General features: G+C 74.3%; 11 protein-coding genes. 5 read left to right on the top strand and 6 right to left on the bottom strand.

Annotated elements, in window-relative coordinates; translation table 11 throughout:
* Positions 1–9: 9 nt before the first annotated feature.
* Positions 10–1,464, bottom strand: coding sequence for a hypothetical protein (locus tag ACWDBE_RS11570; protein ID WP_449807835.1), 1,455 nt, complete (start codon positions 1,462–1,464; stop codon positions 10–12).
* Complete coding sequence (locus ACWDBE_RS11565) at positions 1,461–6,965, bottom strand: hypothetical protein (protein WP_449807834.1); 5,505 nt, start codon at positions 6,963–6,965, stop codon at positions 1,461–1,463. Before ACWDBE_RS11565 ends, ACWDBE_RS11570 begins: the two co-directional genes overlap by 4 nt.
* Positions 6,966–7,324: 359 nt before the next feature.
* Between ACWDBE_RS11565 and ACWDBE_RS11560 the strand changes: the two genes are divergently transcribed.
* The 5 genes from ACWDBE_RS11560 to ACWDBE_RS11540 all read left to right on the top strand — a co-directional run bounded on the left by ACWDBE_RS11560 (position 7,325) and on the right by ACWDBE_RS11540 (position 15,259).
* A complete protein-coding gene (locus tag ACWDBE_RS11560) occupies positions 7,325–8,065 on the top strand; it encodes a DUF4232 domain-containing protein (RefSeq protein ID WP_449791675.1) in 741 nt (246 codons plus the stop codon).
* 233 nt (positions 8,066–8,298) lie between these two features.
* On the top strand, positions 8,299–10,146 hold the full coding sequence (locus ACWDBE_RS11555) for a glycoside hydrolase family 15 protein (RefSeq protein ID WP_449791676.1): 1,848 nt from the start codon (positions 8,299–8,301) through the stop codon (positions 10,144–10,146).
* Between the two features lie 410 nt (positions 10,147–10,556).
* Positions 10,557–12,584, top strand: coding sequence for a PEP/pyruvate-binding domain-containing protein (locus tag ACWDBE_RS11550; protein ID WP_449807833.1), 2,028 nt, complete (start codon positions 10,557–10,559; stop codon positions 12,582–12,584).
* Between the two features lie 141 nt (positions 12,585–12,725).
* Positions 12,726–14,081 (top strand): ATP-grasp domain-containing protein, encoded by a 1,356-nt coding sequence (locus tag ACWDBE_RS11545; protein WP_449791678.1) that lies wholly within the window; start codon positions 12,726–12,728, stop codon positions 14,079–14,081.
* Between the two features lie 47 nt (positions 14,082–14,128).
* A complete protein-coding gene (locus ACWDBE_RS11540; protein ID WP_449807832.1) occupies positions 14,129–15,259 on the top strand; it encodes a nucleotide disphospho-sugar-binding domain-containing protein in 1,131 nt (376 codons plus the stop codon).
* Positions 15,260–15,321: 62 nt separating this feature from the next.
* On the opposite strand, the gene ACWDBE_RS11535 is transcribed toward ACWDBE_RS11540, so the two are convergent.
* From ACWDBE_RS11535 to ACWDBE_RS11520, 4 genes are read right to left on the bottom strand one after another with little or no spacing between them, the layout of a single operon-like run.
* Complete coding sequence (locus ACWDBE_RS11535) at positions 15,322–16,755, bottom strand: DUF6519 domain-containing protein (protein ID WP_449807831.1); 1,434 nt, start codon at positions 16,753–16,755, stop codon at positions 15,322–15,324.
* 44 nt (positions 16,756–16,799) lie between these two features.
* Positions 16,800–19,031 carry a hypothetical protein gene (locus ACWDBE_RS11530; RefSeq protein ID WP_449807830.1) on the bottom strand — a complete coding sequence of 744 codons (2,232 nt, stop codon included), beginning with the start codon at positions 19,029–19,031 and terminating at the stop codon, positions 16,800–16,802.
* Positions 19,028–22,792 carry a putative baseplate assembly protein gene (locus ACWDBE_RS11525; protein ID WP_449807829.1) on the bottom strand — a complete coding sequence of 1,255 codons (3,765 nt, stop codon included), beginning with the start codon at positions 22,790–22,792 and terminating at the stop codon, positions 19,028–19,030. The genes ACWDBE_RS11530 and ACWDBE_RS11525 overlap by 4 nt, the downstream gene beginning before the upstream one ends.
* Positions 22,789–26,040 carry a putative baseplate assembly protein gene (locus tag ACWDBE_RS11520; protein WP_449807828.1) on the bottom strand — a complete coding sequence of 1,084 codons (3,252 nt, stop codon included), beginning with the start codon at positions 26,038–26,040 and terminating at the stop codon, positions 22,789–22,791. Before ACWDBE_RS11520 ends, ACWDBE_RS11525 begins: the two co-directional genes overlap by 4 nt.
* Positions 26,041–26,165 lie beyond the last annotated feature (125 nt).

Genomic DNA, 26,165 nt, shown 5'->3' with positions numbered 1-26,165 from the left:
TTTCAAGCTTCAGTGGTTCAGGCTGAGTTGCTCGAACAGCCGGTGCAGGGCGGCGCCGGCGAGGTGTTCGCGGTGGCTGAGGCAGTTGCGGGCGTCGAGCAGGACGAACAGGGTCTGGGCCTGGGCCTGGGTGAACCGGAGCCGGCCGTGGCGCTTGGCGGCCGCGAGCTGGCTGAGCTCCAGGGAGCGCAGCCGCTCGGTCGTGCTGGTGCCGGCGGGCATGGTGCGGTCGGAGCCGTAGACGGCGAGCATCTCGGCAGGGGGAAGAGTGGCGGTGGGCAGCACCCTGGTCGCCAGGGCCTCGCGGGCGTCGTCGATGAGCGGGAGCAGGGTGCGGTTCTGGGCCAGCCAGACGAGTTTGTCCAGGGTGGAGCCGCTGGACGTGGCGGGGTGGGGGCGCAGGTGGCCGTCCCAGGAGTCGACGGCGCCGGCGTTCCACCGCGGATGCAGGGCGGCGGGCGGTTGCTGGGCCAGGCCGCCGCTGTGCTGGGTGGGGGAGGGGGAGCCGGCAGGGGCGGGCGCCGGGACACGGGTGGCCCCGCAGGCGCCGCTCAGGGCGGTGGACAGGCTCTCGGGCCGGCCGTCCCAGGAACGCGCGAGGGCGGCGGCGAGGTCGAGATGGGGGCCGCAGACCTCGACGATGGTGGCCTGGACGAGCACCTCCTCGATGCGGTGGCGGCCGGTCAGCCCGGCGCGGGCGCGCAGCGGACGGTTGACGGCGGTGACCGAGGCGGTGTCGAGGCGGCCGAGGGCTCCCCACCACCAGTGGACGGCGACGTCCTCGCCCCTGAGCCGGTCCGGATAGTCGGGGGGCAGGTCGTCGGGGGTGGCGATGACGAGCAGCCGCGGGCGCTGGTCGGGCGCCAGGCCGGCGGCCTTGGCAGCGGCCGGCAGACGCAGCAGGAGCTGGGCGAGCGCCTCGGGGTCCTTCTCGTCGGCGGCGTCCAGGACGTAGACACACCCGTCGGCGTGATCGATGGTCAGCCTGTCGTACACGGAACCGGCCGACGCACCGGGCAGGAGGCCTTCGAGGCGGGCCTCCAGGTCCCGGACGCGGTCGGGCGCGACGCGGGGGCGGGGGACGGGCGGTGCGGGCGCGGGGGCCGAGGCCGGGTCGGCTCCGAAGATGGAGGCCATCATCCCGGTGAGGAAGCTGTCGTCGATGTCGAGCACGGGCGGCTGGCCCGACCACAACGGCTCGGGCTCGGGCTCGTCCGGCTCGGGCTCGTCCGCTGCCGACGGTGCGCCCGGTGGCGGCACCCGGAGCCAGTGGGGCTGGGTGGTGAGGATGCCGGGCAGGAGCGCCGCCGAGTCCGGCATCGCGGCGGGTACGAGCAGCAGGCAGCTGTGCCCGGCGGCCAGGTCCTTGGCGACGCGTCGTATCCAGAGCCGGACGCCGGGCAGTGTGGTGAGGGAGTGTGGGTCGGCGCCCGCTGCGGTCCGAGGCCCGGAGCCGGCCGTCACTCCTGCCCCGCCGTGGCGGCCAGGGCGCGGAAGGTCACCGGGTCGAGCGCTATCCCGTTGTCGCCCTCGTCCAGCACCCCGAGGTCGGTGAGCCGCCGGACGAGGTCCAGGACCTGGTCCTCGGGGACGTCGATGATCGACGCGATCCGGGCGGGGGTGTCCTCCTCAGGGCTCTCCAGGAGTTCGGTCCAGCGGGTGAGGAGCTCGGCGAGGTTCCTGTCGAGACCGACCTTCTGCAGGTGCACGGCGCCGAAGTCGGCGCGGGTCGTCGCGTTGCGGACGCCCTCCAGGGCGGCGTCGACGGAGGTGCCGGTGCGGGAGACCTGGTGGACCGTCTGCTCCACCAGCTCCGGCCAGCCGCCGGTGGCCTCCACCAGCCGGCGCCGACGCTCGGGCGTTTCGAAGGGGGACTCGGGCCAGGCGCGCAGGCTGTCGGCCGTCCACCGCTGGGGCCGGATCGCCTCACCGATGAGGTCGGTGCGCTCGTAGACGCCCATCGGGTCGACGATGATCACCGCGGAGCGCGCGGCGGGGCTCGCCGCGGCGGTGTGCTCGCGCAGGCGGTCGAGGGCGTCGGTCAGTTCGGCCTGGCTGCGGCGGCGGAGGTCGACGATGACCAGCTGCGCGTCCTTCTCCTTCGCCTTCGCCTTGGCGAGCGCGGTGAGGCGGGACTTCAGACCGGGGCCGTCCGTGCGGTGCACGGTGATGCCCCGGGCGGCGGCGTAGGCCTCGACGGCGTCGACCACCAGGGACGGGCGCAGCACCTCGGTCACGCACACCGCGCTCACCCCCTGGCCCGTGACGGTGTGCAGCTGGTCCTCGGTGAGCGGACTGAACGTCTGGATTCCGCTGGGGGAGTGGCCGAGCAGCCGTCGGGAGTAGCGCGGGTTGTACTCGATGGGCAGCCGGAACTCGGTGTCGCGCAGCTCGTGTTCGAGCGCGTCGGGCGTGCCGAGGACACCGACGACGTTGGGACTGCGGACCGCGTAGGTCGGGTCGTCGCCGGGCTGGCGGACCAGCAGGCCGAGGCCCACCATCTCGTCCAGGTAGATCCGCACCTGGCTGGAGTTGAGGTTGTCGAAGCCCTCCCGCCAGCGCTCGCGGGCCTCCTGGAGGAGCTCGTCGGGCTGGTAGCCGCGCCGGTGCGCGTCCTTGAGGCTGAGCAGGGCGATCACCAGGGTGAGCACCCGGTAGCGGTCCTCCAGGTTTATCGTGATGCGCATCCGCTCGGCGATGCGTTCGCGGACCTGCGGCGAGGCGGTGACGGCGCGCACGTCGGCCTCGGTGACGGTGATAGGCCACCGGTCGGCGACGGGCTTGGCACGCAGCGCCGAGACGAGCTGGTCGCAGAAGATCTGCACCAGTGACGCCTGGAAGTTGGTCGCTGCCAGCACCTGCCAGGCCAGCTCGGGCCGCTCGAAGGTGTAGCCGAGCGCGGCCATCGGCTCGACGACCAGCGGCTGTGCCTCGGTGGGGTGGAGCGGGCCGACCAGGACGTCCGGCCCGCCGTGGGTGAGCGGGACGTTGGACAGCGTGCCGAAGCGCTGGACCTGGTGGAGGCCGGCGAAGACGACTTTGAAGCGGCGCCCGGTGCTGTCCATCAGCCGCTTGAGCCGCAGGACGTTGGGGAACGTCGACTCGCCGCCGTGGCCGTTGGCGGAGCGGGAGTCGGCGGTCAGGAAGGCGTCGGCCTCGTCCGCCAGTACGAGCAGGCGCCGCTGGGGGTCGGCGGTGAGCCAGTTCTCGATCTGCTCCAGCACCTTGTCCGGGACCCACTTGGTGCCGACCTGCTCCAGCACGCCCACGCGCTGCAACTGGGCGGCGAGGTTGGGCCAGATCCGCTCCGCCGGCTCGGCCTCACCGATCCCGTGGGCCTTCAGGTCGAGGTAGACGACCTTGTGGTGCTCGGTGGCGAAGGTGGACTCGACCCGGCGCAGCAGCGCGGACTTGCCCAACTGGCGTCCGCCGTAGAGGAACAGGCCACCCAGGGGGTCGACGACCTGGTTGATCTCCTGGGTGCGGCCGTAGAACACCTCGGGCGGCACCAGGCCGGCGACGAACGGCGTGTAGGGGTTGAACCCGGTCCAGGGCAGCGTGACGCGCTGGAGCGCGCGGAAGCTGCGCGGCGAGCGCGCGGCGATCCAGCCCAGCACCGCCGGGTCGACGACCAGCGCCTGACGGGCGCCCGCCCGGGCGCGCTCGGCGAGCTTGCGGCGGCCGGCGAGCCCCAGCGGGTGCAGGTAGAGGATCAGCGTGGCACCGCTGTCCCGTGCGTCCAGCAGGTCCAGGACGCTGCGGCCGACCGCCTCCTCGGGGACGATGACGACGGTGTACCGGCCCTGGGCCCGGGAGCCGAGCGAGGCGACGTAGCCGGGCCTGGACTCGCTGACCTTGGCACGCACGGTCGTGCGCAGCAACCCGATGCGGCGCTGGCCGTCGTCGACGTGGGTCAGGGAGCCGGGGTCGACCTCCAGGCCCAGCAGGCGCAGCACCCGCGGGAGGTGCCGCTGCCACTCGCGCGCCCGGGTGGAGGCGTTGCACAGCGCCTCCCACGCCTCCAGCGCGGGCCCCACGGCCTCGGTCAGCTCGCCGTTCGGGGCGTAGCGCCGGGCCCAGGGCTCGGCGCTGTAGCCCTGGCCCTGCCGCTGGGTGACGCTCAGGCCCAGGCCGGCGGAGAACTCGGTGAGGTCGGCGCCCCAGTCCAGGGCGCTCCAGTCCGGCAGCGGCTCGCCGCGTCTGGCCAGCGCCAGGTACTCAGCGGCGGTGACCAGGTCGTGCTTGTCCAGCGCCTGCTCGAACCGGGTGCGGTCGGTCTCGGAGAGCTCCAACTCGGCGATGTCGGCGCGCAGTTGCCCGGCATACGCGGAGACCGCCTCGCTCAGCCGCCCGGCCAGTGCCCGGATCTGCTCCACCGCCGCGCGGTAGGCGCCGTCGGGCTGGGGCTGCTCCAGTCCGGCCAGTTCGGCGCTGAACTTCCGCTCCGCGGCCGAGTCCGGCGCCTGCTGGATCCGCAGCTCGGCCAGCAGCCCGGAGGCGTCGGCGTGCTCGGCCCGCAGCCTGGTGCTCCAGCTCGTGCGCGCCGCCTCGATCGTACGGGCGTGGTCGGTCCGCACGGGCGCGTCACCGACAGCCGGCACCGCGCCCTCGCCGAGCGCCGCGGCCAGCGCCTCGGCGAGGTGCAGGTCGCCGCGCTCGCAGTGCGCCCGCAGCGCCGCGTCGCCGTCGACCCGCGACAGCAGCGGCGACAGCGCCGCCTCGTCGAAGCCGTCCGCGTCGGGGTCGGGACTGCCGTCACCCAGCCGCGGCAGGTCGGCCAGGACGAGCAGCGGCCGTACGTCGGGCCGGTGGTCGCGCAGGTCCTCCGGGAAGCCTTCGTCGTCACCGACACTCAGCGGGGTCGCCGCGGGCGCCTTGCCGCACAGCCACTGGCGCAGCAGGTGCAGCAGCGCGCCCTCCACCCCGGGCGGCGCCGGCTCGTTCGCCACACGGGTCAACACGCCCTTCAGCGACCCGGAGAGCCCGGCGCCGGCCTGGGACGCCGCGATGCTCCGCGCCCGGTCCAGCAGGTCGCTGACGCTCGCGATCGCCCGCAGCAGCGCCTGCTTGGCCTTGGCCTCGATCGGCTCCCGAGCCTGCTTGCTGGTGCGTACCATGACGTCGGCGTCCAGGATCAGCCGCTCACCGCAGTCCCGCCGCGCGAACTGCTCGGCCACCGCGTCCAGGGCCTCCAGCCCCGCCCGGCCCTGCGCCCACTCCACGATCGTCCGCAGCGTGGTGCCCAGCGGCTGCCCGTCCGACGCCAGGCGGGTCAGCACCTGCGTCGCCCGCGCGTAGCTGGTCCTGCGCTGGGGCAGCGTCACCAGCAGCTCGCGCGCCTGGTCGCCGATCACCTCCCGGGTCAGCCCCGGCGCCGGGTCCACCAGCCATCCGCCGGCCGGGTTTACCCGCTGGCAGTGGCGCACAGTCGACGCGGCGGCCTCCAGCAGCCGCGCCCAGGGCGCGGGCAGACCGGTGATCGGCTCCGCCTGGTTGAGCAGGTCGTTGGGCCAGCCCGCCACCAGGCCCGCGCGCAGCGAGGCCACCGTGGCGGCGATCTGCGCGCTCCGGTCGTCCCGGAACTCGGCGGCGCCGTGCCCGAAGGCGGAAAGCACCGCAGTGGCCGTGTCGTTGTCCTGGCACGCGAACGCGGCCTCGGCGAACGCCAGGGTGTCGGCGCGCAGCGCGACCTCGTCCGAGCCCCGGGTGTACCAGAACGCCTCGGCGAGCCGGCTCTGGCGCACCAGTTCGGCCACCGGGCCGGCACCTCCGGCCGACGGCTCCCAGGGGAGGAAGGCCAGGCGCTGCTCCTGCTCCTCTTCCTCCTCCGGCTCCTGCTCCGGTTCGGCGACGGTCACCGGCCGCGCCGTCGACTCGGACGCGGGCGGCTGCGCCGGGGCGGACTTCGGTACCGGCTCCTCCCGCAGTTCCGGCGTCGGCTCCGGGTCGGCCGCCGGAGCGGTGTCGTCGTCGGGCCAGTCCTCCTCCGCGGGGACGGCGTCCGCCACCGGCTCCGGCTCCTCCACCGCTTCCGGCGTCGGCTCCGCGGACGGTTCCGGCGCCGCGTCCTCCGCGAGGGCGGGCGCCTGTTCCGGCATCAACTGGTGCGGCAGGTCCAGGGATACGGCCGCCGGTGCGGGCAGTACGCCGCCGAGTTCTACGATCTGCTCCGCGATCCGGCCCCGGGCCGACTCCAGGCCGGCGCGGGCGACCTCGTCGTCCTCCTCCTGCAGCATGTCGGTGTACCGGTCGTAGCGGACCCGCAGCTCCTCGGCCCGTGCGTGGCGGGCCGCGGCCTGCTGCTGCGCCGCGGCGAGCTCCGCGATCACCGCGTCGAGGTCCTCGAACGTCGCGGCCGCGTCCCATCGTTGCCCGGTACCGGTGATCTGCTCGGCGAGCCGGGCCCGGTCGGCCGTGTACACGGCCAACCTGTCCTCCAGGTCCGCCGGTTCGACCGTGCCGCCGCTCTCGACCAGGTCCGCGAGGGCGCGCAGGTCCCCCGCCAGCGCGGCGGCCGCGTGCCGCAGGGCCTCCGCGGCGGCGGACAGGCCCTGGGGGGCCGGCTGGCTCTTCACCTGAACGTTCCTCTCCTGCTCGGATTCGGGGGCCAACGGCGCGGTCGCTTCCCGGCCCGCCGGATCGCGGTGGTCGGGCACCGCCGTGCCGGGGGTGTCGGCGCACCGTAGCAGCTCCACGACGGCGACGTCCCAGTCCTCTTCGAGCTCCGGGCGGTGCTGAACGAGGTGGTGAAGGCGGGCGTGGGCCAGCACCGGGGGGAGCTGGGTCAGCATCCGGCCGAACCGCTCCGGGTCGGGGTCGCGCAGCTCCTCCGCGGAGAAACCGTGGACCCGCGTCAGCAGGTGGTCCGCGAAGTCGGCCGCCTGCTGCCCGATCGAGTTCAGGACGTCCAGCGGCGCACGCCCCAGGAACGCCCGCGCGGTCAGGAGTTCGCGGCGCTTCCACACGAACTCGCGCGGCCTGCCGTCGACTCGGATACCGGCCAGGAAGGGAAGTGCGGTCGGGACCCGAAGGAAATCGCCCAGCCGTTCGTCTGTGAGGGAGCGAAGCCAACCACGTAGATCACCCGCATCTTGCTGCACAAGCGGGGAGTTTGCCAGACCGCGCACCCGACCGACACCCATACCGCGAGATCCGCCCACACGGCCGCGCGCATGTCAACCATGCGGCACCTGATCGTATGTCACAGTCCGGTCCCCGCCGTGTCCTGGCGATTGTGACGCCGTTCGGGGCACCGGAACCGGCCGGTCGGCCGTCCTGTGGTGTGTCCGTCGCCAACAGCACGCACCGCCATCGGGGAGCCACCATGACCATCCGCCGCCACCGCCGCCCGCTGCTCGCCTCCGCCGTCCTCGTCGTCGGGGCGGGGCTCGCGCTGACCGCCTGCGGGCCCGAGCACACGGACACGGCCGGCGGCTCGACGGCCTCCGCGGCCGCCACGGCGGCCGCCACGCCCTCCGCGGCCGCCCCCGCTACCGGGGCGCCCACCGCGGGCGCACCGGCCACCGGAGCGCCGTCGCACTCCGCCCCGCCGAAGACGTCCGGCGCGAGCCCGTCGGGCGGCATCAAGTCCGACGGGGGGAACACCGGCGCCGCCGGCCGCCCGTGCGACACCCAGAACCTCTCGATCCAGGTGACGATCCGCTCCGGGGCGCCGAGCCAGCGGGTGATCGAGGTGCACAACACCGGTGCGAGCGCCTGCAGTCTGAGCTCCTCCCCGGCAGTCGACCTGGGCAACTCCACTTCGCAGGACCAGAGCGGGAACATCCGGCCGGTGCTCGCCGGCGGCACCTCGCGCTTCCCGGTCGCGGCCGGGCAGAAGGCCTACGCGGTGATCGACCTCGACCCGAGCGGCGCCACCACCGGCACCGCCCGCGGCATCGACGAACTCAACGTGCTGGTCGACCAGGACGGCACCAACATGCCCCTCGCGAACACCCGGAACTTCCCGCTCGGCAGCGGCGTGCGCGTCCTGAACCCCAAGCTGGGCCTCTACCGCTCCACCGTGGCGGACGCGGTCGCCTCCATGGCGGCCGCCCCCAAGTAGCCCCGGAGCAGGCCCCGAGTGGCGCCTTCCGGCCCGCCGTCGCCGGGGGCGGGCGGTCCGCCTCGCACCGGCATCACGGAGCGTGGCCCCGATCACGGAGGGTGAGTCGGAACAAGGCCCCCAGCGACGGTGTTTCCCGAGTGAACGGGCACGGCTGCCCTCAGGTGGTCCCGGGTCCCGTGGCGCCGGGCACGGCTGTCCGGATGTCCGCGCCACCGCGGTAGGAGGCCGGAATGACATTCGACGATGCCGGATTCGGGGGAGTGGACGGCTCGCGCTACCTGCCGATCGCCGAGCACGGCCTGATCGGCGATCTCAGGTCCGCCGCGCTGGTGGGGACGGACGGCACGATCGACTGGTACTGCTGCTCGCGGTTCGACGCTCCCAGCGTCTTCGCGTCCATTCTCGACGCCGACCGGGGCGGGTCGTTCGAGCTGGCCGCCGACGTGCCGACGCGCACCCGGCAGTTCTACTTCCCCGACACCAACGTGCTGATCACCCGGTTCTTCGCCACCGACGGGGTGGCGGAGATCCAGGACTTCATGCCGGTCGTGGACGAGTCGCGCGAGGCGGGCCGGCACCGGCTGATCCGGCGGGTGGTCTGTGCCCGGGGGACGCTCCCGTTCCGGGTCCGGGTGGCTCCCCGTTTCGGCTTCGGAACCGAGCCGCACACCGTGCGCCTGCGGCCGCACGAGGCCGTCTTCGAGTCCCCGTCGATGGCGCTGGCGCTGACGGCCACCGTGCCGCTGGAGCGCGACGGCGTGGACGTGTGGTCGCACTTCAAGCTCCTCGAGGGCGAGTCGGCGGTGTTCGCCCTCGACCGGGTCGGCGGTGACGTCACCCCGAGGTCGTGCCCCCGGGCCGAGGCGGAGGACGAGTTCGAGGCGACGGTGCGGTTCTGGCGCCACTGGCTGGCCGGTTCCCGGTACCACGGGCGGTGGCGCGAGATGGTGCACCGCTCCGCGCTGGTGCTGAAGCTGCTCACCTATGCGCCGACCGGTGCGATCGTGGCCGCGCCGACGACCAGCCTGCCCGAGCGGATCGGCGGCGAGCGCAACTGGGACTACCGGTACGTGTGGGTCCGCGACGCGGCCTTCTGCGTCTACGCGATGCTCCGGCTGGGTTTCACCGCGGAGGCCGAGGCCTTCATCGGCTTCCTCTCCGAGCGGGGCATCCTCCGCGGCGGCGGTGCCGGCACCGGCGACGCGGGACCGCTGCAGATCATGTACGGGATCGACGGGCGCAGCGACCTGCCCGAGCGCGAGCTGTCGCACCTGGAGGGCTACCTGGGGTCCGCTCCGGTGCGGGTGGGGAACGCCGCCACCGGCCAGCTCCAGCTGGACATCTACGGGGCGCTGATCGACTCCGTCTACCTGTACGACAAGTGGGGGCAGCCGATCAGCAGCGACCACTGGGACCAGGTCGGGGGCGTGGTGGACTGGCTCTGCGACCACTGGGACCAGCCCGACGAGGGCGTCTGGGAGACCAGGGGCGGCCGCAAGGACTTCCTGTACTCGCGGCTGATGTGCTGGGTGGCGATCGAGCGGGCGATCCGGATGGCGAACCGGCGCGGGCTGCCGGCGGACCTGGCCCGCTGGCAGCCCTGCCGGGACGCGATCTACCGGCAGATCATGCGGGCCGGCTGGTCGGCCGAGCGCCGGGCGTTCACCCAGAGCCTGGGCGTCGACATCCTGGACGCCTCCGTGCTGATGATGCCGCTGGCCAAGTTCATCTCGCCCAACGACCCCAAGTGGCTGTCGACCCTGGACGCGCTGGGCGCGGAACTCGTCTCCGACTCCCTGGTCTACCGCTACGACCCGCAGGCCAGCCCGGACGGCCTGCGCGGGGCCGAGGGCACCTTCTCGATCTGCTCGTTCTGGTACGTCGAGGCCCTGGCCCGCGCCGGACGGGTGGAGGAGGCCCGGCTGGCCTTCGAGAAGATGCTCACCTACGCCAACCACCTGGGCCTGTACGCCGAGGAGATCGGCCCGACCGGCGAGCAGCTCGGCAACTTCCCGCAGGCCTTCACCCATCTCGCGCTGATCAGCGCCGCCTTCAACCTCGACCGCACGCTCGGCTGACGCGGAGTCACCCCTCGCCGGGTTGACGGCCCGGTTGATGTCCCCGGTTGATGTCGGGCTTCCGCGGGGAAGAAGAAGACGACCGAAGCCGAATGAACAGGGATTTGCGTGCTTCGGGCGAATTGGGCGCTTATCATCTGAGGTCGTACAGGAATCAACACTTCCGGAAATGCTCGATCGCGCACCGAGCATCGACCGCCCCTGTTGTGACCTCTGCCACAACATGACGCGGCTTCATGCTTTCCCTGACGGAACTCATATGGCCGAATCACTTCGTGATGGCCTGATGTCATATGACCGTTCGTCAAACGTTCATAATGAATGGCAGTGTGTAGGCGGTCGTATCCGACCCTTTCTGCACCATGTGTGTACCGATCGTGCACACGATGACGAATGGCTGAACTGTGCGCATGACCCGTTCGGATCGCAACGACGCGACCACGCGGCCCCGCCTCCTAGGCGCAGGCGAAAAGCTCACCCTCGAGGAGTTCTCCGGACTGGCCGGCCAGGTCGGGGGCTATCCCTATGTGAAGATCGTGCTCGACCGTGACGAGTCGGTGCTCCACTTCATCGACAGCGCCGACGGCATGCTCCACGTCCGCTACATCGGGTGCGAGATCCTCGGCATGTCGATCGACGAACTGGCGGGGCAGCTCGATTCCTTCAACGACGGCGTCTACCGGAATCCCGACCGTCGTTTCTATCTCGGCACCCTCGCCCGCCACACCCGTCGCGCCACGGAAAGCGGCGACGAGGCCGAGACCTTCCTGTCGCTGGAGACGGTCGACGTCGACACCATGTCCCAGGGCATGCTGCGGTTCTTCTACCACCGGGTGCGCGAGCACATCGACCCTTCGCTGCGGCTGGTCCTCAAGCCGGCCTGCCACCAGCAGGAGGTCTACCTCGCCGACATCCCGGAGAGCGAGATACCGCGCGTCCTGTCCCACGAGCTCTACTCCGCGGCCTCGTTCGTGCCGTTGAACCCCGGGACGGCCCACGGGCGGCTGCGGGTGTTCCGCTCGGAGGAGGACTACCGGGCCGACCCCGAGCCGCTGGAGTGGTACGACATCGTGGTGATGCCCCGGGTGCCCGAGGACATCCCCAGGGTGTCCGGCATCATCCACACCGAGCACACCACGCCGCTCTCCCACATCAACGTGATGGCCGCCGGCTGGCGGATCCCCAACGCCGTCGGCATCGGAGCCTTCGACCGGATCGACCGCGCCGCTCTGGCCGGCCGGTGGGTGAACTACCGCGTCGAGGCCGACGGCGGGGACCTCCTGCTGGAGGCCGCCGAGCCGGGCGAGACCAGGGGAGCACGGCCGGCCCCGCCGGTCGACCGCGTCACCGTGGACCGGCCCGACCTCGCGCCCACGCCCGTCACCGCGCTGTCCGAACTGCGCGAGGGGGACCACGTACGGTTCGGCACCAAGGCCGCCAACCTCGGCGAACTCACCCATCTGCTGCAACACGGCTCACCCCGCTGGCTCGGCTTCTACCAGGTGCCCCGGCCGCCCCGGGCCGACCTGCTGCGCTACCTGGCCCGGCAGCTCGACCTCCCGGAGGACACGGACGAGGCCGAACTGAACGCCGCCGCAAGGCTCCTGGTGAAGGAGTACGCCCACGTGCCGCGCGGGATCGTGCTGCCGTTCTCCCTCCAGCAGCGCTTCCTCGACTCCTCCGAACAGCTCCGGGAGGCCCTCGACCGGCTGGCCGCCGCGCTCCGGGACGAGGCCCCGCGGATCGAGGAACTCTGCCTCGACGTCCAGCGGTTGATCCGTGACACCCCGCTGCCCGACCCGATCCGCACCGAGATCGACCGGGCGGTCGACCGCCACCTGTACGGCGCCCCCGTCCAGGTCGTCCGCAGCTCCTCCAACGCCGAGGACCTGGCCGGCTTCTCCGCCGCCGGACTCTACGAGTCGGTGGCCGGCGTCAGCGGCACCGACGCGCTCCTCGACGCCGTCCGGGAGGTCTGGGCCTCGCTGTTCTCGCCCCGGGCGGTGCTGCTGCGGCGCCAGGCGGGCATCCCCCTGGACCACTGCCGGATGGCCGTGATCGTCCAGGAGCAGGTCGGCGCCACCGTCGGCGGCGTCCTGGTCACCTGCAACCCGCTGAGCCCGCAGGACTTCCGCGACGTCTACCTCAACGTCTCGCCGCGCTCGGTGACCGACGTGGTGGACGGCCGGGGCGCCCCGCTCCAGTACCTGTACAACACCATGGAGGGCGGCAGCCGGACGATCTCGCTGGGCACCGCCGCCACCGACCTGGACACCGCCACCAAGGACGTCGTGCGCCGACTGGCCCTGATCAGCCGGCTGTTGCAGTCGCACTTCTCGCCCGACGAGACGTACGCGGCTCCGGTCGACATCGAATGGGCGATCGAGGGCGACCAGATCGGCCTGCTGCAGCTGCGCCCCTTCCGCACCGCCGGCTGACGCGGCCGGACCGCCGTACGGGCCCCAGCCGCTCCCCGGCATGCCACGGGCCGGAGCGAACCTCCGAGGCCGCGGGCGAGCCCACGGGCCCGCTCGTCGGCGTGCCCATGGACGAGTGAACTTCCTTCAGGAGAAAGTACGTTGAACAAGATCCTCTACGTCTACGTCAAGGGCGGAGCCCCGCTGGAGTACGCGTTCCCGCGCATCGCCGCCTGCGGCGAGCTGCACGTCCTCGCGCTGGCGCCGCTGCCCACGGCCGGGGAGGACGTGTGGCGTCCCAGCTGCACCAGCATCGAGCTGGTGCCCGACGCGCCGCGCGGCGACGACCTGGTCGAGCTGATCGTGGAGTACGCGAAGGCCATCGGGGCCGACGCGATGCTGACCCTCTCGGAGTTCGCGGTCCTGGCCGTCGCGCACGCCGCGAGCCGGCTCCACCTGGCCGGCCCCGGAGAGGGGATCATCCGCGCCCGGGACAAGCGACTGATGCGCGAGGCGTGGGCGGCCGCCGGGGTGCCGATACCCGCGTTCCGCCGCGTCGACAGCCTCACCGACCTGACGACCGCGCTGGCCGAACTCACGCCCCCGCTGCTGCTCAAGCCGGCCTGGGGCGCCGGATCGGTCGCCCAGATCGTGCTGGACTCGGTCGAGGAGGCCGCCCCGGCGTGGGCCGGCATCGAGAGCGGGCTGCGGGCGGGCAGCCAGGTCGGCATGAACGAGCTCTACGCCGCGGACACCGACCGGGACCGCCTGGTCGAGTCGATCGCCCAGGGCTCCACCGAGGGCTGGTACCAGGAGCCCGGCTACGGCGACTACGTGAGCGTGGAGGGCATCGTCGCGGACGGCGTCTACCACCCCCTCGCCATCACCGCCAAGCTGCCGACCGTCCCGTCCTTCGTCGAGGTGGCCAGCACCTCGCCCTGCGTCCTCGCGGAGCCGCTGCAACGCCGGATCGAGGAGGTCTCGCGGCAGGCCGTCGACGCGCTCGGGCTGGAGAACTGCGGCACCCACACCGAGCTGAAGCTGATGGCGGACGGCGAACTGGTGGTCATCGAGACCGCCGCCAGGTTCGGCGGCCTGCTGACGACCAGGCAGGTCCACGAGGTCTTCGGACTCGACCCGATCGGCATGCTGGTCCGGCAACTGCTCGGCGAGCGGGTCGACTACCCCGCGGCCATGCCCCTCGACGGCACCGGGGCCGCCGCCTCGCTGGCCGTCGTCCCGGCCGACGCGGCGGGCGTGCCCTGGCGGACCAGCCCGGTCTGGAACCCGCAGGCCGTCGACTGGCAGAGCCTGCTGTCGCCGGGCAGCACCATCGAGGCCGTACCCGCCTTCGCGATGCCCGCGGGCCGGACGGTCCCCGCCTTCGACCCGTCCGCCGGGTCGCGCAACTGGCTCGGCGTCTACCTGCTGAGCGCCGTCGACGCCGCCACCCTGCAGCGCGACTGCAACGCCGTGCTGAACGGCATGGAAGCCGCCCTGCACCGGGCCGCCTCCTGAGCCGGCGCACCCCGGCATCCCCCCGACCCCACGACCGAGGTTCCTCCATGCGCGTACTGTTCGCCGGCGTCCCCGGCATCGGCCACCTCTTCCCGCTGGTCCCGCTCGCCAGGGCGATGCGCGAACTCGGCCACGAGGTCGCGGTGGCATCGATGGACGGTGGCGAGGCCGTCGCCGCGGCCGGGATGCCGTACCTGCCCATCGCGCCCGGGGTCGACTGGCGCAAGGTGATCAGGGAGGCCGGCCGCACCCGCCGGCCCGACCTGATGCAGCGGGTGGTCGAGAGCAACTCGGCCGACCGCGAGGCGTTCGTCCCCCTGGCCGCCCACGTCAACAGCGACGTGGCCGACGCGGTGGTCGAGCTCGCCACCCAGTGGCGACCGGACCTGGTGGTGTACGACTACCAGTTCCCGGTGGCCCTGCTCGCGGCGACCCGCCTCGGCGTGCCGGCCGTCCAGCACGACCTGGGGTTCGTCCGGACCCCGAAGCTGCGCGCGCTGATGCTGGCGGAGATGGCGGACACCTTCGCCCGGCACGGGATCGACCGGCTGCCCGAGCCCGCGGACGTCATCGACCTCGCGCCCCCGAGCATGGCGGGGGACGAAAGGTACGGCCGCTCGCTGCGGCCCGTCTCCTACAACGGCGAGGACGAACTCCCCGCCCACCTGGCCGTGCCCGCCGACCGCCCGCGCGTGGCGGTGACGCTGGGCACCGTCCCGCCCAAGACGGACGGCCTGACCAGGCTGGAGCGGGTGATCGCGGCGGCCGCCGACATCGACGCGGAGTTCGTGCTCGCCACCGGCGACCTCGACCTGGGCACGATCGACACCCTGCCCGACAACGTCCGCGCCTGCGGCTGGGTCCCGTGGCGGGCACTGCTGGACACCTGCTCGGCCGCCATCCACCACGGCGGCGGCAGCACCGCCCTCGGTGCCCTGGACGCCGGCATCCCGCAACTCGTCCTCCCCGACGGCTCCGACCGCTTCATCAACGCCGACGCGGTCCGGGCCCGGGGCGCCGGCCTGCGCGCCGCCGCCGAGGACATCGGCCCGGCGCTGCTCGACCGGCTGCTCACCGACGCCGACCTGATCCGCGCCGCGCGCGAGGTCAGCACCGAGATCGCGGCCATGCCCTCGCCGACCACCGTCGCGGAACACCTCACCCGCCTCGCCGGCTGACGCGGCCCGGCGGTGGAGCCGTCCGCACGGCACGTGCTGCCGTGCGGACGGCGATCGGCCGCTCAGGCCTCGCCCGCGGCGGTGGCCGTCAGCGGGCCGAAGGTCTGCCGGAGGTCGACGACCGTGGTCGGGCCCTTCACCCAGGCGAGCGGGGCGTGGTGCACCCGGACCCCGGCCGGGGGTTGGAGCAGGGCCTCGCCGGCCGTGTTCTGCGGCCACTCCACCGAGCCGGTGGCCGTCCGGGCCGGGACGAGCCAGTAGTCGCCGCGGGTGTACGCGCCGCCCGGCCGGAAGTACACCTGGGCGCCGTCCTCCAGGTCCAGCCAGGCGCCCTCCTGGATCCGCAGGGCGCCGCCGACCAGCGGCAGGGCGTCCCGGCCGCGGGCCGCCCGGTGGTCCCAGCGGCGCAGGAAGGGGCGGCGCTCGGCCAGCCGCCCGACCTCGGGACCCGGTTCGGCGGACAGCCGCACCCGGCGGCCCGGCAGGTCGGTCTCCTCCACCTGGAGGAGGTCCGCCGACTCGTCCCGGCTGACGTACGCGCTGTCCCCGACCTCGACCCAGTCGCCCACCGAGAGACCGAGCTTGTCGTCGTCGCCCAGCGTGGTGAGGTCGACCCAGACGCCCTCGATCGAGTCGACCGGAAGGACGACCGAGCCGTTCTCCCGGGACCACTTGAACGTGGCGCAGCCCTCGGCGGAGCCGCCCCGGTGGACCTCCACCCGGTACAGCTGGTTCTCCGGGCCCCGGTAGGCGTCGTCGGGGTGGGCCAGGCACGGGTCCTCGTTCGCCCGCTCCGGCCGCCGGGCGCGCGCGGCCAGCCAGGAGGCGGGCCGCTCGTGCGGTTCGGCCCACGCGTCGAAGGCCTCCCTGACCCGGGACACCCCGCCGTCCGGCACGCTCAACTCCGAGGCGGGCAGGGCGAGTACCTGCCAGACGACCTTGGCCCGGGCCGCCGTGTCGGGCATAGCCGCGCCGAGCGCGACCTCGCGGATCTCCGGGTCCTCGACCGCGGTGACGCTGCGCTCCCAGACCTTCAGGTAGACCAGGAACGGGAAGTCGCCGGGCAGCCGGTCACCGGGCCGCTCCTCGTCCCGGTAGGCGTCCGGCTGGTCCCAGTACGTCCAGACGGTGGGCGCCTGCCGGGCCTCGCCGTCGCTGCCGCCGGTGCCTCCCCAGTCGCCGTCGTCGGGTACGGCGAGGCCCTCCTCGGGGCGGTAGGACTCGCACAGGATGCCGTCCACGTAGTACCGGCCGCCGCCGATGGTGAGGTCGTCCACGTCGTGGTTGCCCGGCACGTAGCCGATCGCGAACCCGGCCGCCGAGGCCGGTCCGCCGCGGCGGCCGATCAGGTCGGCGGCGAGCGTGCGCAGCTGGTAGCGCTCGATCGCGGCCTGCTCGTTGGCGTCGGCGTCGAGCTGGACCCGGCCCTGCTGGGTCAGCACGGCGGAGTAGTGCTTGCCGGGCCGGAACGTCAGGCGCGAGAAGTCTGCGTGCACGGTTTCCCTCTCACAGTCATTGGTCGGGCGGGAGCGGTCGGGCGTCAGGAGACGAAGAAGATCCCGGCGTCGGTGCCGGCCGGGGTGTACTCGGCCAGCCGCGCCCGCAGGTTGTCCTCGCGCTGGGGCTGGAACAGGTCGTGGAAGGCGCCGAGTTCGGAGCGGTCCTCGGCGCCGCGGGTGATCTCCGGCGCGCACCCGGCTGCAAGCCGGCCGTAGTCGGGCGTGCCGTAGCGGAGGCCGGCGAACAGCGGGCGGACCCGCTGGGCCTCCACGTCGCGCAGCCGGGCGGCCTGCGCCGGGTGCAGGTCGCCGCGCTCGACCAGCCCGGTCACCGCCGAGCGCACCAGGTCGGGCTGGCACTCGTACCGGCGCGGGGTGCGCGAGCCCGGGGGGACGTAGCAGAACCGCAGGCAGCCGAGCGAGCGGCGGGCCACCCGCAGCAGCCCGGTGAAGACGCAGTCCTCGGCGAGCGGCACCGCGTGGGTGTGCACCTCGCCGACCACCGTGGAGCGGTGGGCGTGCAGCAGCGCGTGGGCGTGCTCGCACTCGGGCCCGGAGAGCGCCGGCCGCCGGTGCCCGGTGGCGTCCAGGACGCTGTCGCTGAGGTGGATCTCCAGCGGGTCGTCGTCCACCTCGTCGCCGACGACCTGGATCGAGCCCACGATGCTGCGCTCGATCCGCACACAGGCCGTGGTGTGGTCCAGCACGAGGCTGGGCTCCTGCGGCGAGTGGGGTTCGCAGTGCGGCTCCAGCGACCAGCCCGGCACCAGGGTGCAGTGCCGCAGGGTGACGGAGGCGAGCGGCCCGGTGACGTTGACCCCGCGGCCGGTGACCAGCAGGCCGTCCAGGACCAGCCGCCCGCCCGGGCGAACGCCCCGGACGTTGAGCGCGTCCGGCCGGTTGCTGTACCAGTCGAGCAGCCGGATCACCGGCCGGGTGCCCTCGGCGGCGCGCAGTTCCAGGCGGTCGTCGGCCTCCAGGTCGAAGTCCAGCTGCTCCTGGTAGGCGCCGCTGTGGGTGATCTCGATGACGGCGGCGCCGCCCGCGCCGCCGTCCTGCTGGTCGGCGCGCCACTGCCGGTAGGCGTCGTTGATCCGCTCGTACGGCCCGCCGGGGCCGACCCGGTAGACCGTCCGTCCCGGGGCCTGCGGGCGGTCGCGCGGGTACTCCCCGCCGCCGGTGTCGTCGCCGAACGCGTAGTGGTAGTCGACCCAGACGCCGCGGCGCGGGGCGGAGCGGGCGCCGAAGGCGATCCGGCCGAGCACCGGGTCGACGGCGACCTGGCCGCGCTTGGGCCGGTACGCCCAGTCGGTCAGGTCGGCCACCGTGATCTCGGCGGGCGGGACCGGCTCCTGGGCGCCGTCGCGCCAGATGGCGAAGCTCTTGCCGGGCCCGTAGTAGTCGGCCAGGCGCTCGGCCAGCTGCCGGCGCCGGATCGGTGCCGGCACGTTGTCCAGCGCCGCGAGGTGGGTGGCCGACGGCTCCGGCTCGGGCCGGGTGACCAGCGGGGCGTCGTTCCCGAGGACCGAGAACGTGAAGAGGTTCCTGGCCCGGTCGATGCAGTAGGCCGGCGCCCGGGTGACCGGGTACGGCTTCAGCCGCCACACGTACAGGGCGACACCGGCCGGCGTGCGGCCGCCCTGGCGGCGGGCGGAGGCGGCGCGGCGGACGTCGGCGGTGTGCGCCTGCCCGTCGAAGGGCCCGCCGAGCAGGTCCAGCTCGGCGCCGCGCCGAACGTCGACCAGTCGGCCCCGGCCCAGCCGCTGACGGTCGGCCGGCCCCTCGTCCGGGCGCAGCAGCCGCACCGGCTGGGTCTCGCCGAGCAGCCGGGAGAGTTCCACGGCCCGGGCCGGCCAGTCGGCGACCGAGGCGGACAGCTCCTCCAGCAGGGCCAGGGTGCCCTTGCGCCGGCGGTAGGCGACGGTGTTCGCGACGTCGCGCCGCGGCGCCAGCCGGGCGGCGAGCCGGTCGCGGGCCGCCGCCCGCTCGGGGGAGGCGCCGCCGTGCAGCCCGGTGGCGAGCACCTCCTCGTAGCCGGGCAGGATCCGGTAGCCGACCAGGTCGCCGAGGTAGGCGACGGCCCAGTCGGCGGCGGTCTCCACGAACCAGTCCCGGTAGCCCTGTTCGATGCCGCCGCGGACGACGTCGACCTGCTCGGCGATGACGGCCAGCAGGGCGCGCAGCGGCTCACCCGCGTCGGCGTCCCGCATCCGGTGCCACTGCGGCAGCAGCTCCAGCAGTGCGTCCGGGTCCCGCCCGCTCGGGTCGGTCATGAGCGGACCTCCTTGAGGATCAACGTGTCGGGCAGATTCGGCGACAGCATGGCGAGTTGGGCCGGGCGGATACCGCGGAACACCGTCAGCACCCGGCCGGGCGGCAGCGGGCGGGTGTCGGTGACGGCCGGGTTGAGGCGCAGCAGCTCCGCGACGGAGATGCCGCCCCGGGCGGCGACGTCGGTGAGGGACTCCCCGGCGGGGTCCTTCACCCGGTAGCGCTGCTCCTCGAAGCGGGCGAGCCGGGCCGGGACGGTCGGCTGCGGCTGGGCGAGCAGGTCGGACAGCTGCTCAAGGCCCTCGGGGGTGAGGCTGCCGGGCACGCCCGTGAAGGCGTCGACGTCGACCCGGTCGACGCCGGGGACGGCCTGGGCGACGGCGAGGACCTCGGACTGGTGGGCGCTCTGGCCGAGTTGGCGTCCGGCGTAGCCGAGGCGGTCGAGCAGGGCGCGGCGCAGCGCCGGTTCGACGAGGTCCCAGGAGTGGTCCGGGTCGACCTTCACGCTCAGGGCGACGACCAGCAGGACGGGTTCGCGCAGCGCGACCTCGACCGGAAGCCTCGGGTCGCCGTAGGCGGTGAGCGAGGAGTGCAGGGTGCGGATCAGGTCGGAGTCGGCGGTGAGCGGGATGTCGTCCACCCCGGCCACCGTGACGTGGACGAGCTCCCGCCGGCCGTCCGAGAGCCGGGTGGCGCAGGCCCGCCCGATGCCGGCCCGGGAGCGGGTGAAGTCCTCGTAGTCGGTCACCGAGACCAGCCGGTCCAGGGCGGTGACGGCGAGCGGGATGTTGCGCCGGGCGAGGCCGGGGCCGTCCGGGCCGGCGCCGCCGGTGGCGGGCAGCGGGTTGACGACGGCGGAGACGCCGAGCGGGCGGGTGGTGAGCTGGGTGATCCGGCCGGCGCCGACGTTGCCCGACTCGCCGATGCCGATCCGGTAGCGGGCGCGGACGTTCTCCCGGCCGGTGGGCAGGCGCGAACCGTGCACGCCGTCGCCGAAGGTGACGGTGGTGCGGCCGTCGCCCGCGGTCGCGGTGACGTAGACCCGTTCGTCCGGTCCGCGTCCGGCGAGGCTGTCGACCTCGTGCCAGCGCACCCCGTCGACCCGGACCTCCAGGGTGTTCCGCGCGCCCCTGGGGGTGTCGGCGGCCAGCCAGGTGAGCGGCGACTGCCAGAGGGCGAAGCGCTGGCCGGGGACGCCGGCGTCGCCGCTGCCGATGGCCTCGTCGCGGGTGGCGCCCTGGGTGGCGCGCACCACGTTGCCGAGGACCTGGACGGTGTCGCGCCGGTAGCGGTGGGCGAGGCGGGCGCTGAGCGTGATCGTGGTGCGGACGGTGTCCCCGGGCAGCCGCGGGTCGACGCCCTGCTCGACGCCGGCGATCATGGCCAGTTCGGTGCCCCGGACGCCGGTGGTGTTCGGGATGTCGGTCCGCTCGCCGCCGACCGCGATCCACCGGCCCGGGGTCAACCCGTCGTAGAGCCGGGCGAGTTCGATCCGGTCGCCGTGGACCTCCTCGGTGACGGGCTCGTCGGCGAGTCGCAGCGACTCGCCGCGGGCGTAGACGGTGGCGTCCCTGATGTCCGAGAGCTGGGTGTCCTTGTCGTCCAACCAGGGCTGTTGCAGCGAGAGTTCGGTCACCTTGCCGGTGATGCCGAAGTCGGCGCGGGAGATCACCCGCACGTCGGTCACCCGGGTGATGACCTCGGCGAGGTCGCGGCTGCCCGGGATGCCGCCGTCCAGGCCCTTGCGCGGGCGCTGGACGACCACCCAACTGCCGGGCGCGATCTGGTCGTACACCGCGTCGAGGGTGAGGACCGTACCGGAGACCGGCTGCAGCTTGGTGGTGAACACGACCTCGACCGCGGGCGCCGACTGGTCGGTGCCGGCGTAGCGGTGCACCCGGACGTTCAGCTCGCCGGACTCACCGGTCTTCTCCTGGCCCGGGTCGAGTCGGTAGTCGAGCGCGGCGCCGGGACCGCCGTCGACCGTCACGTGGACGCGGCCGTCGTCCTGCGGGCGGGAGACGAAGACGGTGCGTTCGGGCAGCTTCGCCAGGAACCGGGCGCTGACCCCGGGTTCGTCGTCCGGAGCGGGCACGGCAGCGCGCAGGTGCGGCGGCGGAGGCGGCGGCTCGGTGGTGACCACCTTGACCTGTCCGGGGCCGAACGGGAAGGTGTGGTCCCAGGGCAGCGAGATGCCGCTGTGCACCAGGCTGCCCGCCTCGACGTACGTGAAGTCGGCGGTCTTCGGGACGGTGCCGGTGGTGTCGAAGGTGACCCGGACGCTGATCAGCGTGCTGCCGGCGAGCGGCCAGTCCACGTAGCGGTCGATCCGGCCGTCGTCGCCGTAGACGGGCTTGAGCGGCGCGGTGGCGCCGAACGGGGTGGCGACCACCCGCATCGCCTGGATCTCGTGCACGGCGAGCGGCGCCGTCAGGTCGACCTGCTGCCAGGCGGGGTAGAGGCCGTCGCGCAGCCGGGGGTCGAGCGCGGACAGCAGTTGGGCGCCGAGGTCCGATCCCGGCGCGAACAGGCGCTGGGGGTCGCGCGCGAGGTCCCGGCCGCTGAGCGGGGGCCTGGTGGGGGCGGTGCGCAGCGCCGCCAGCAGCGAGCCGAGTCCGCGGACGGCCGGGTCGGCGGCTCCGGGGCCGCTCGGGCCGGGCGCGGGCCGCTCGGGGGCCTGCGGCGGCTCCAGCTGGTGGGCGCGGTCCCGCAGGCCGGTCAGTTCGTCGCCGAGGCGCCCGAACCAGTCGGCCACCGGCTGCTGGGACCGGGCCAGTTCGGCCGCCTCGGCCGCCCGGTCCGTCACCGGGACGAGCCGGTCGGCGAAGTCCGCCGGGGTGCTCAGCGGACCGGACGGCAGGTCGAGGTCGGCGCGCAGCGGGGCCAGCACCTGCTCGTCGAAGTCCCGGATGATCCGGCTGCGCCCGGGCCGGGGGTTGGGGGCGTTCTCGGAGACGGTGATCCAGTCCGCCAGTTCGGCGCGCAGGTCCTTGAGGGTGCGCAGGTCCCGGGGCAGGCCGATCACCGTGACGTCGTTCTCGCGGTCGATCCGCACCTCGGGCACCAGCCGCAGCACCCGGTGGACCGGGTCGGCGGCGCGGTCGGCGCTGAAGACGAACAGCAGCCGGTCGCCGGGCCTGATGTTGTTGGCGGTGCCGGCGGCGAACAGCTCGGCGCGCCCGCCGGGGTTCAGCTGGCCGGGCGTCAGCTGGTAGGGGCGGCGGCGCAGCACGGCCAGTTCGTTCCAGGCGGAGCGGGCGGGGAGGTCCTCGGCGGTCTCGAAGGACTGCGGGTCCTCGCCGGGGCCGGGGACGCTCTGGCTGCGGGCGCCGCGCGGCACGACCACGGTCGGGTCCTCGGCGGCCCGCGGGTCGTGGTCGAGGGTGTAGGCGAGGTAGGTGTCGGCGGCCACCCCGGGCCGGGGCCGGTGGCCGACCAGCCGGCCGAGCAGGGTGAGCGAGTCCTCCTCGGTGGCGGTGCGCAGGTAGCCCTCGTTGGCGATCCGCTCCGAGTAGAAGGTGAGCACGTCGGCGAGCACGGCCCAGGAGTCCAGCAGGGCGATCGCCGGGTCGTCCGGGGTGCGGACGGTCAGGTCGCGCAGCGCCGGGTAGGCGGGGCCGGACAGCCGCGCGAGCAGACTGTCGAGGAACTCCCCGTAGCGGCCGACGCGGTAGCCGACGGCGTCCAGCCCGGGCGGGTTGAACAGCGGGGCCGGGGTCGCGGTGGCGGTGCCCGAGCAGCCGCAGGTGCACTGGCCGGTCATCGGCCACCTCCGATCACGATCGAGAGCCGGCCGTTCTCCGGCCGGTCGGGGTCGTTGTCGCAAGCGGCGACCTCCAGCGCGCCGAGCCGCAGCAGCCCGTCCGCCAGCTCGCCGTCGTCCCGCCCGAACTGCCGCCGCAGCCGGGTGACTTGCGCGCTGACGACGCCCGGTACGGCGCCGGCCGCGGCCACCAGCCGGGAGACCCGCACCGGGTCGCCGAAGCCCAGCGCGTCCGGGTGGAAGAAGCCGACGCGGCCGTCCGGCAGGGCGCGGCTGCCCAGCACGCGGCGCAACTCGGCCAGGACGTGGCCGCGTTGGTGGCCGGCGGCGGCGCAGATCCGCAGTTCGAGGTCGAGCGGCACCAGCACGGCCGGGCGGACCACCAGGTCGTGGCCGATCCGCCGGTACGCCTCCAGGCCGTCCCCGACCGCCTCCAGCAGGGCGGGGTCGGCCGTGGCCTGCCCGTACGGCTCCACGGCGACGTGGACCTCCTGGACGCTGCCGGTCCAGCGCAGTTCGGCGGCGGCCCGCCGGACGCCCGGCAGAGCGGCGGCCAGCTCCGCGTAGTCGGCGGCCGTGACGGCGCGCAGCCGGGTGCGGCTCAGCGCGAGCGGGGCCGACTGCCGTACCTGGTCGAGCGGTTCGGGCTCGACGCCGCCGGTCGCGGGCAGCGGGTTGCGGACCCGCAGCACCGCGTCCCGCGGCCGGGTGGCGGGGCCGCGTCCCGTCGGGCAGGGAGGCTCGTCCTGGCAGACCACCAGGCGGTTGATGGCCTCCGCGCCCACGTTCCCGGCCGTGCCGTTGCCGATCCGGTACGCGACCCGCAGCAGCGCGCCGGGCGCGGGCGGCAGGCCGTGGCGGCCGTCGCCGAAGCGCAGCGCGAGACGGCCGTCGTCCTCGCACTCGCCCACGAAGTGCCGCTCCCGCGGGCCGTCGGCGAGCAGGTCCCGGCGGGGCGTCCACTCCTGGCCGTCGACGACGGCCAGGACGGCGGGCAGCGCGGCGCGCGGGTCCTGGACGGCGATGCCGCTCGCCGGGCCGGCCAGCGCGGGGGAGTCGGCGGCGAGCCCGGAGGCGTACCGGGCGCCCCAGCTCTGGGCGACCTCCCAGACGCCGGAGCGCCGCAGCACCCCGCCGGCGCGGGCGCGCGCGGTGAGCACCTCCAGGCGGCGCAGCTTGGCGGCGAGCAGCCGGCCGCGGCGGGCCAGCAGCTCGCGCAGCCCGGCGGCGGGCCGGTCGGCGAGGCGCAGTGCGTGCACCACCTGGGCGCCGAACAGCACGGTCAGCTCGGCGAGTTCGGCGCGGGAGAGGTCGTGGCCGCGGCTCGCCCGGTGCCACAGCTCCTCCAGCCGCTGCCGGACCCGCTCGGGGATGCCGGCGAGCAGGGCGGCCTGCCGGGCGCAGACGTGCGCCGGGTCCGGGTAGGCGGCCGCCTGGGTGACCGGGGCGTGGCGCAGCAGCGGGCGGAAGGGCCGCGGCAGGACGGGGTAGCGGGTCTGGTCGAGCAGCGTCTCCAGCGCCGCCGCCTGGGCGTCGGCGGTGGGCGGTTCGACCTCGGCCCCCTGGCCGTCCTCGCCCTCCGCGTTCGCGCCCGGCGCCAGGTGGATGCCCAGCCCGGCCCGCCGCACCGCGGGCTCGCCGAGCAGCGCGTACAGCTCGCGGACCTGCTCAGGGCCGAGCTGGCGGCCGGCCCGGGTCTGGTCGAGCAGCCCGTGGACGGCCTCCGCCGCGGGGCTGCCCTCGGTGCGGTCCGCGCAGCCGCAGCCGCAGCCGTCCGGTTCGCAGGGTGCGACCCGGACCGGCTCCGGCGGCACCGTGAAGGTCTCCGGGGCGCCGCCGCAGAACGTGAGGGAGCGGCCGTGGTCGACCAGGGCGACGTTGCCGCGGGCGACGCTCACGTCGGCGATCGGGCCGCAGTCGCTCCCGCCGCGGCTGGACAGGCAGACCGGGAAGGAGAGCGCGTCCTCCGGCGCCCAGGTGACCTCGACGACGGGCTGCTCGTACAGCTCGTCGACCAGGTGGGTGACGGAGGTGAGGCGGACGGCCTGGCGGTGCGCGGGGTCGGCGTCGGCGGCGGCGCCGGTGCGCGGGCCGAGCACCTCCTCGACGACCAGCAGGTCTCCGGGGCGCAGCGCCAGGCGCCGGGTCCGGTGCCGCGGCCGACCGGCCGCGGGGTGGTCGGTCTCGGGTCGGTCGGCTTCGGGTCGCGCGCCGTGCCGGTCGGTCTCGGGTCGGTCGGCCTCGGGGCGGTCGCCGTGCCGGTCGTCGTGCCAGTCGTCGCGCAGGGTGGCGGAGGTCGCGCCCGCGGGCAGGACGCAGTCCTGGTCGCCCCAGGTCCAGAACCGGATGGTGTTGTGCGCGGGGTGCAGCACCAGGTCCGCCCCGCCGAGCGGTTCGAACACCTCGACGGCGGCGGTCCGGGCGAGCGTGTCCAACTCCTCGTCCGGGATCACCGTGGACGGCTGCGGGCGTTCCTGCGGGCCGAGCCGGCTGACGTCGACGGCGGCGAAGCGGAAGGTGCCCTGCGGCAGGGTGAGGTGGCGGTCGGTCTCCAACGCGACGAACGCCCGGGCGTTGCAGCCGTCGTGCACGGCGTAGTCGATCAACCGGACGTGCCGGCGCACCGACACCCGGCGGCGGGCGGTGTCGAGGTAGGCCTCGGTGGCCACCGCGTCCTGCTGGTAGGAGAGTTGGTCGGCGGTGTAGGCGAGCAGCTCGACCAGCGTGACGCCGAGGTCAGGCAGGTGCCGCTCGGTCCAGCCGGGGGTGGTGAGGCTCATCCGGTCCAGCACGAGCCGCCGCATGCTCTCGTAGTCGCGGGCGGTGTAGTCGATGACCGGGACCGGCCGCAGGGAGGGCGGGCAGCTCTCCTCGGCGCGGCAGTCGTAGGGCGAGGGGCAGTCGGCGCCGAAGGAGAAGTCGGTGCTCGCGTACCTCGGGTCGAAGCCCGGGTACGGGCGGCTGCCCGGGCGGCCGTAGGCGTCCGCCTCGACCACGGTCAGCCGGTAGCGGGAGGTGTCGCCGACCCGGTCGAGGGTGACGAGCATCCGGTCGTCCAGCTCCGGGTCGTCCGCGCGCTCGATGTCGACCGCGAGGGCGCGCAGGCCGGTGATCCGCCGGCCGCCGTCGACGCGGATGTTCTCCGGGCCGAGCTCGTCCGGGCCCCGGCCGAGGAAGGTCACGCTCAGGGTGCGCCCGTCGTCGTCCGGCTCGGCGCCGTCCAGGCCCAGCAGCCGGGCCGCGCGCACGTCGGCGCGACGCGCTTCGGTCCCGCACCGGACCGCAGGGCGTTCGGGCTGCCCGGTCGTCGCGGATCGGTCGGTCGTTCCGGATCGGCCCGTCGCTCCGGAACGGCCGGTCACTTCGGATCGGC

The sequence above is a fragment of the Kitasatospora sp. NPDC001132 genome, from assembly GCF_053598415.1.
This window is presented reverse-complemented; position numbering and strand designations above follow the sequence as displayed.

Excerpts from the sequence above, each read along its gene's own strand:
- ACWDBE_RS11555 (WP_449791676.1), top strand. The coding sequence starts at position 8,299 with ATGACATTCGACGATGCCGGATTCGGGGGAGTGGACGGCTCGCGCTAC.
- ACWDBE_RS11550 (WP_449807833.1), top strand. The coding sequence starts at position 10,557 with ATGACCCGTTCGGATCGCAACGACGCGACCACGCGGCCCCGCCTCCTA.
- ACWDBE_RS11530 (WP_449807830.1), bottom strand. The coding sequence starts at position 19,031 with ATGACCGACCCGAGCGGGCGGGACCCGGACGCACTGCTGGAGCTGCTG.
- ACWDBE_RS11560 (WP_449791675.1), top strand. The coding sequence starts at position 7,325 with ATGACCATCCGCCGCCACCGCCGCCCGCTGCTCGCCTCCGCCGTCCTC.
- ACWDBE_RS11540 (WP_449807832.1), top strand. The coding sequence starts at position 14,129 with ATGCGCGTACTGTTCGCCGGCGTCCCCGGCATCGGCCACCTCTTCCCG.
- ACWDBE_RS11525 (WP_449807829.1), bottom strand. The coding sequence starts at position 22,792 with ATGACCGGCCAGTGCACCTGCGGCTGCTCGGGCACCGCCACCGCGACC.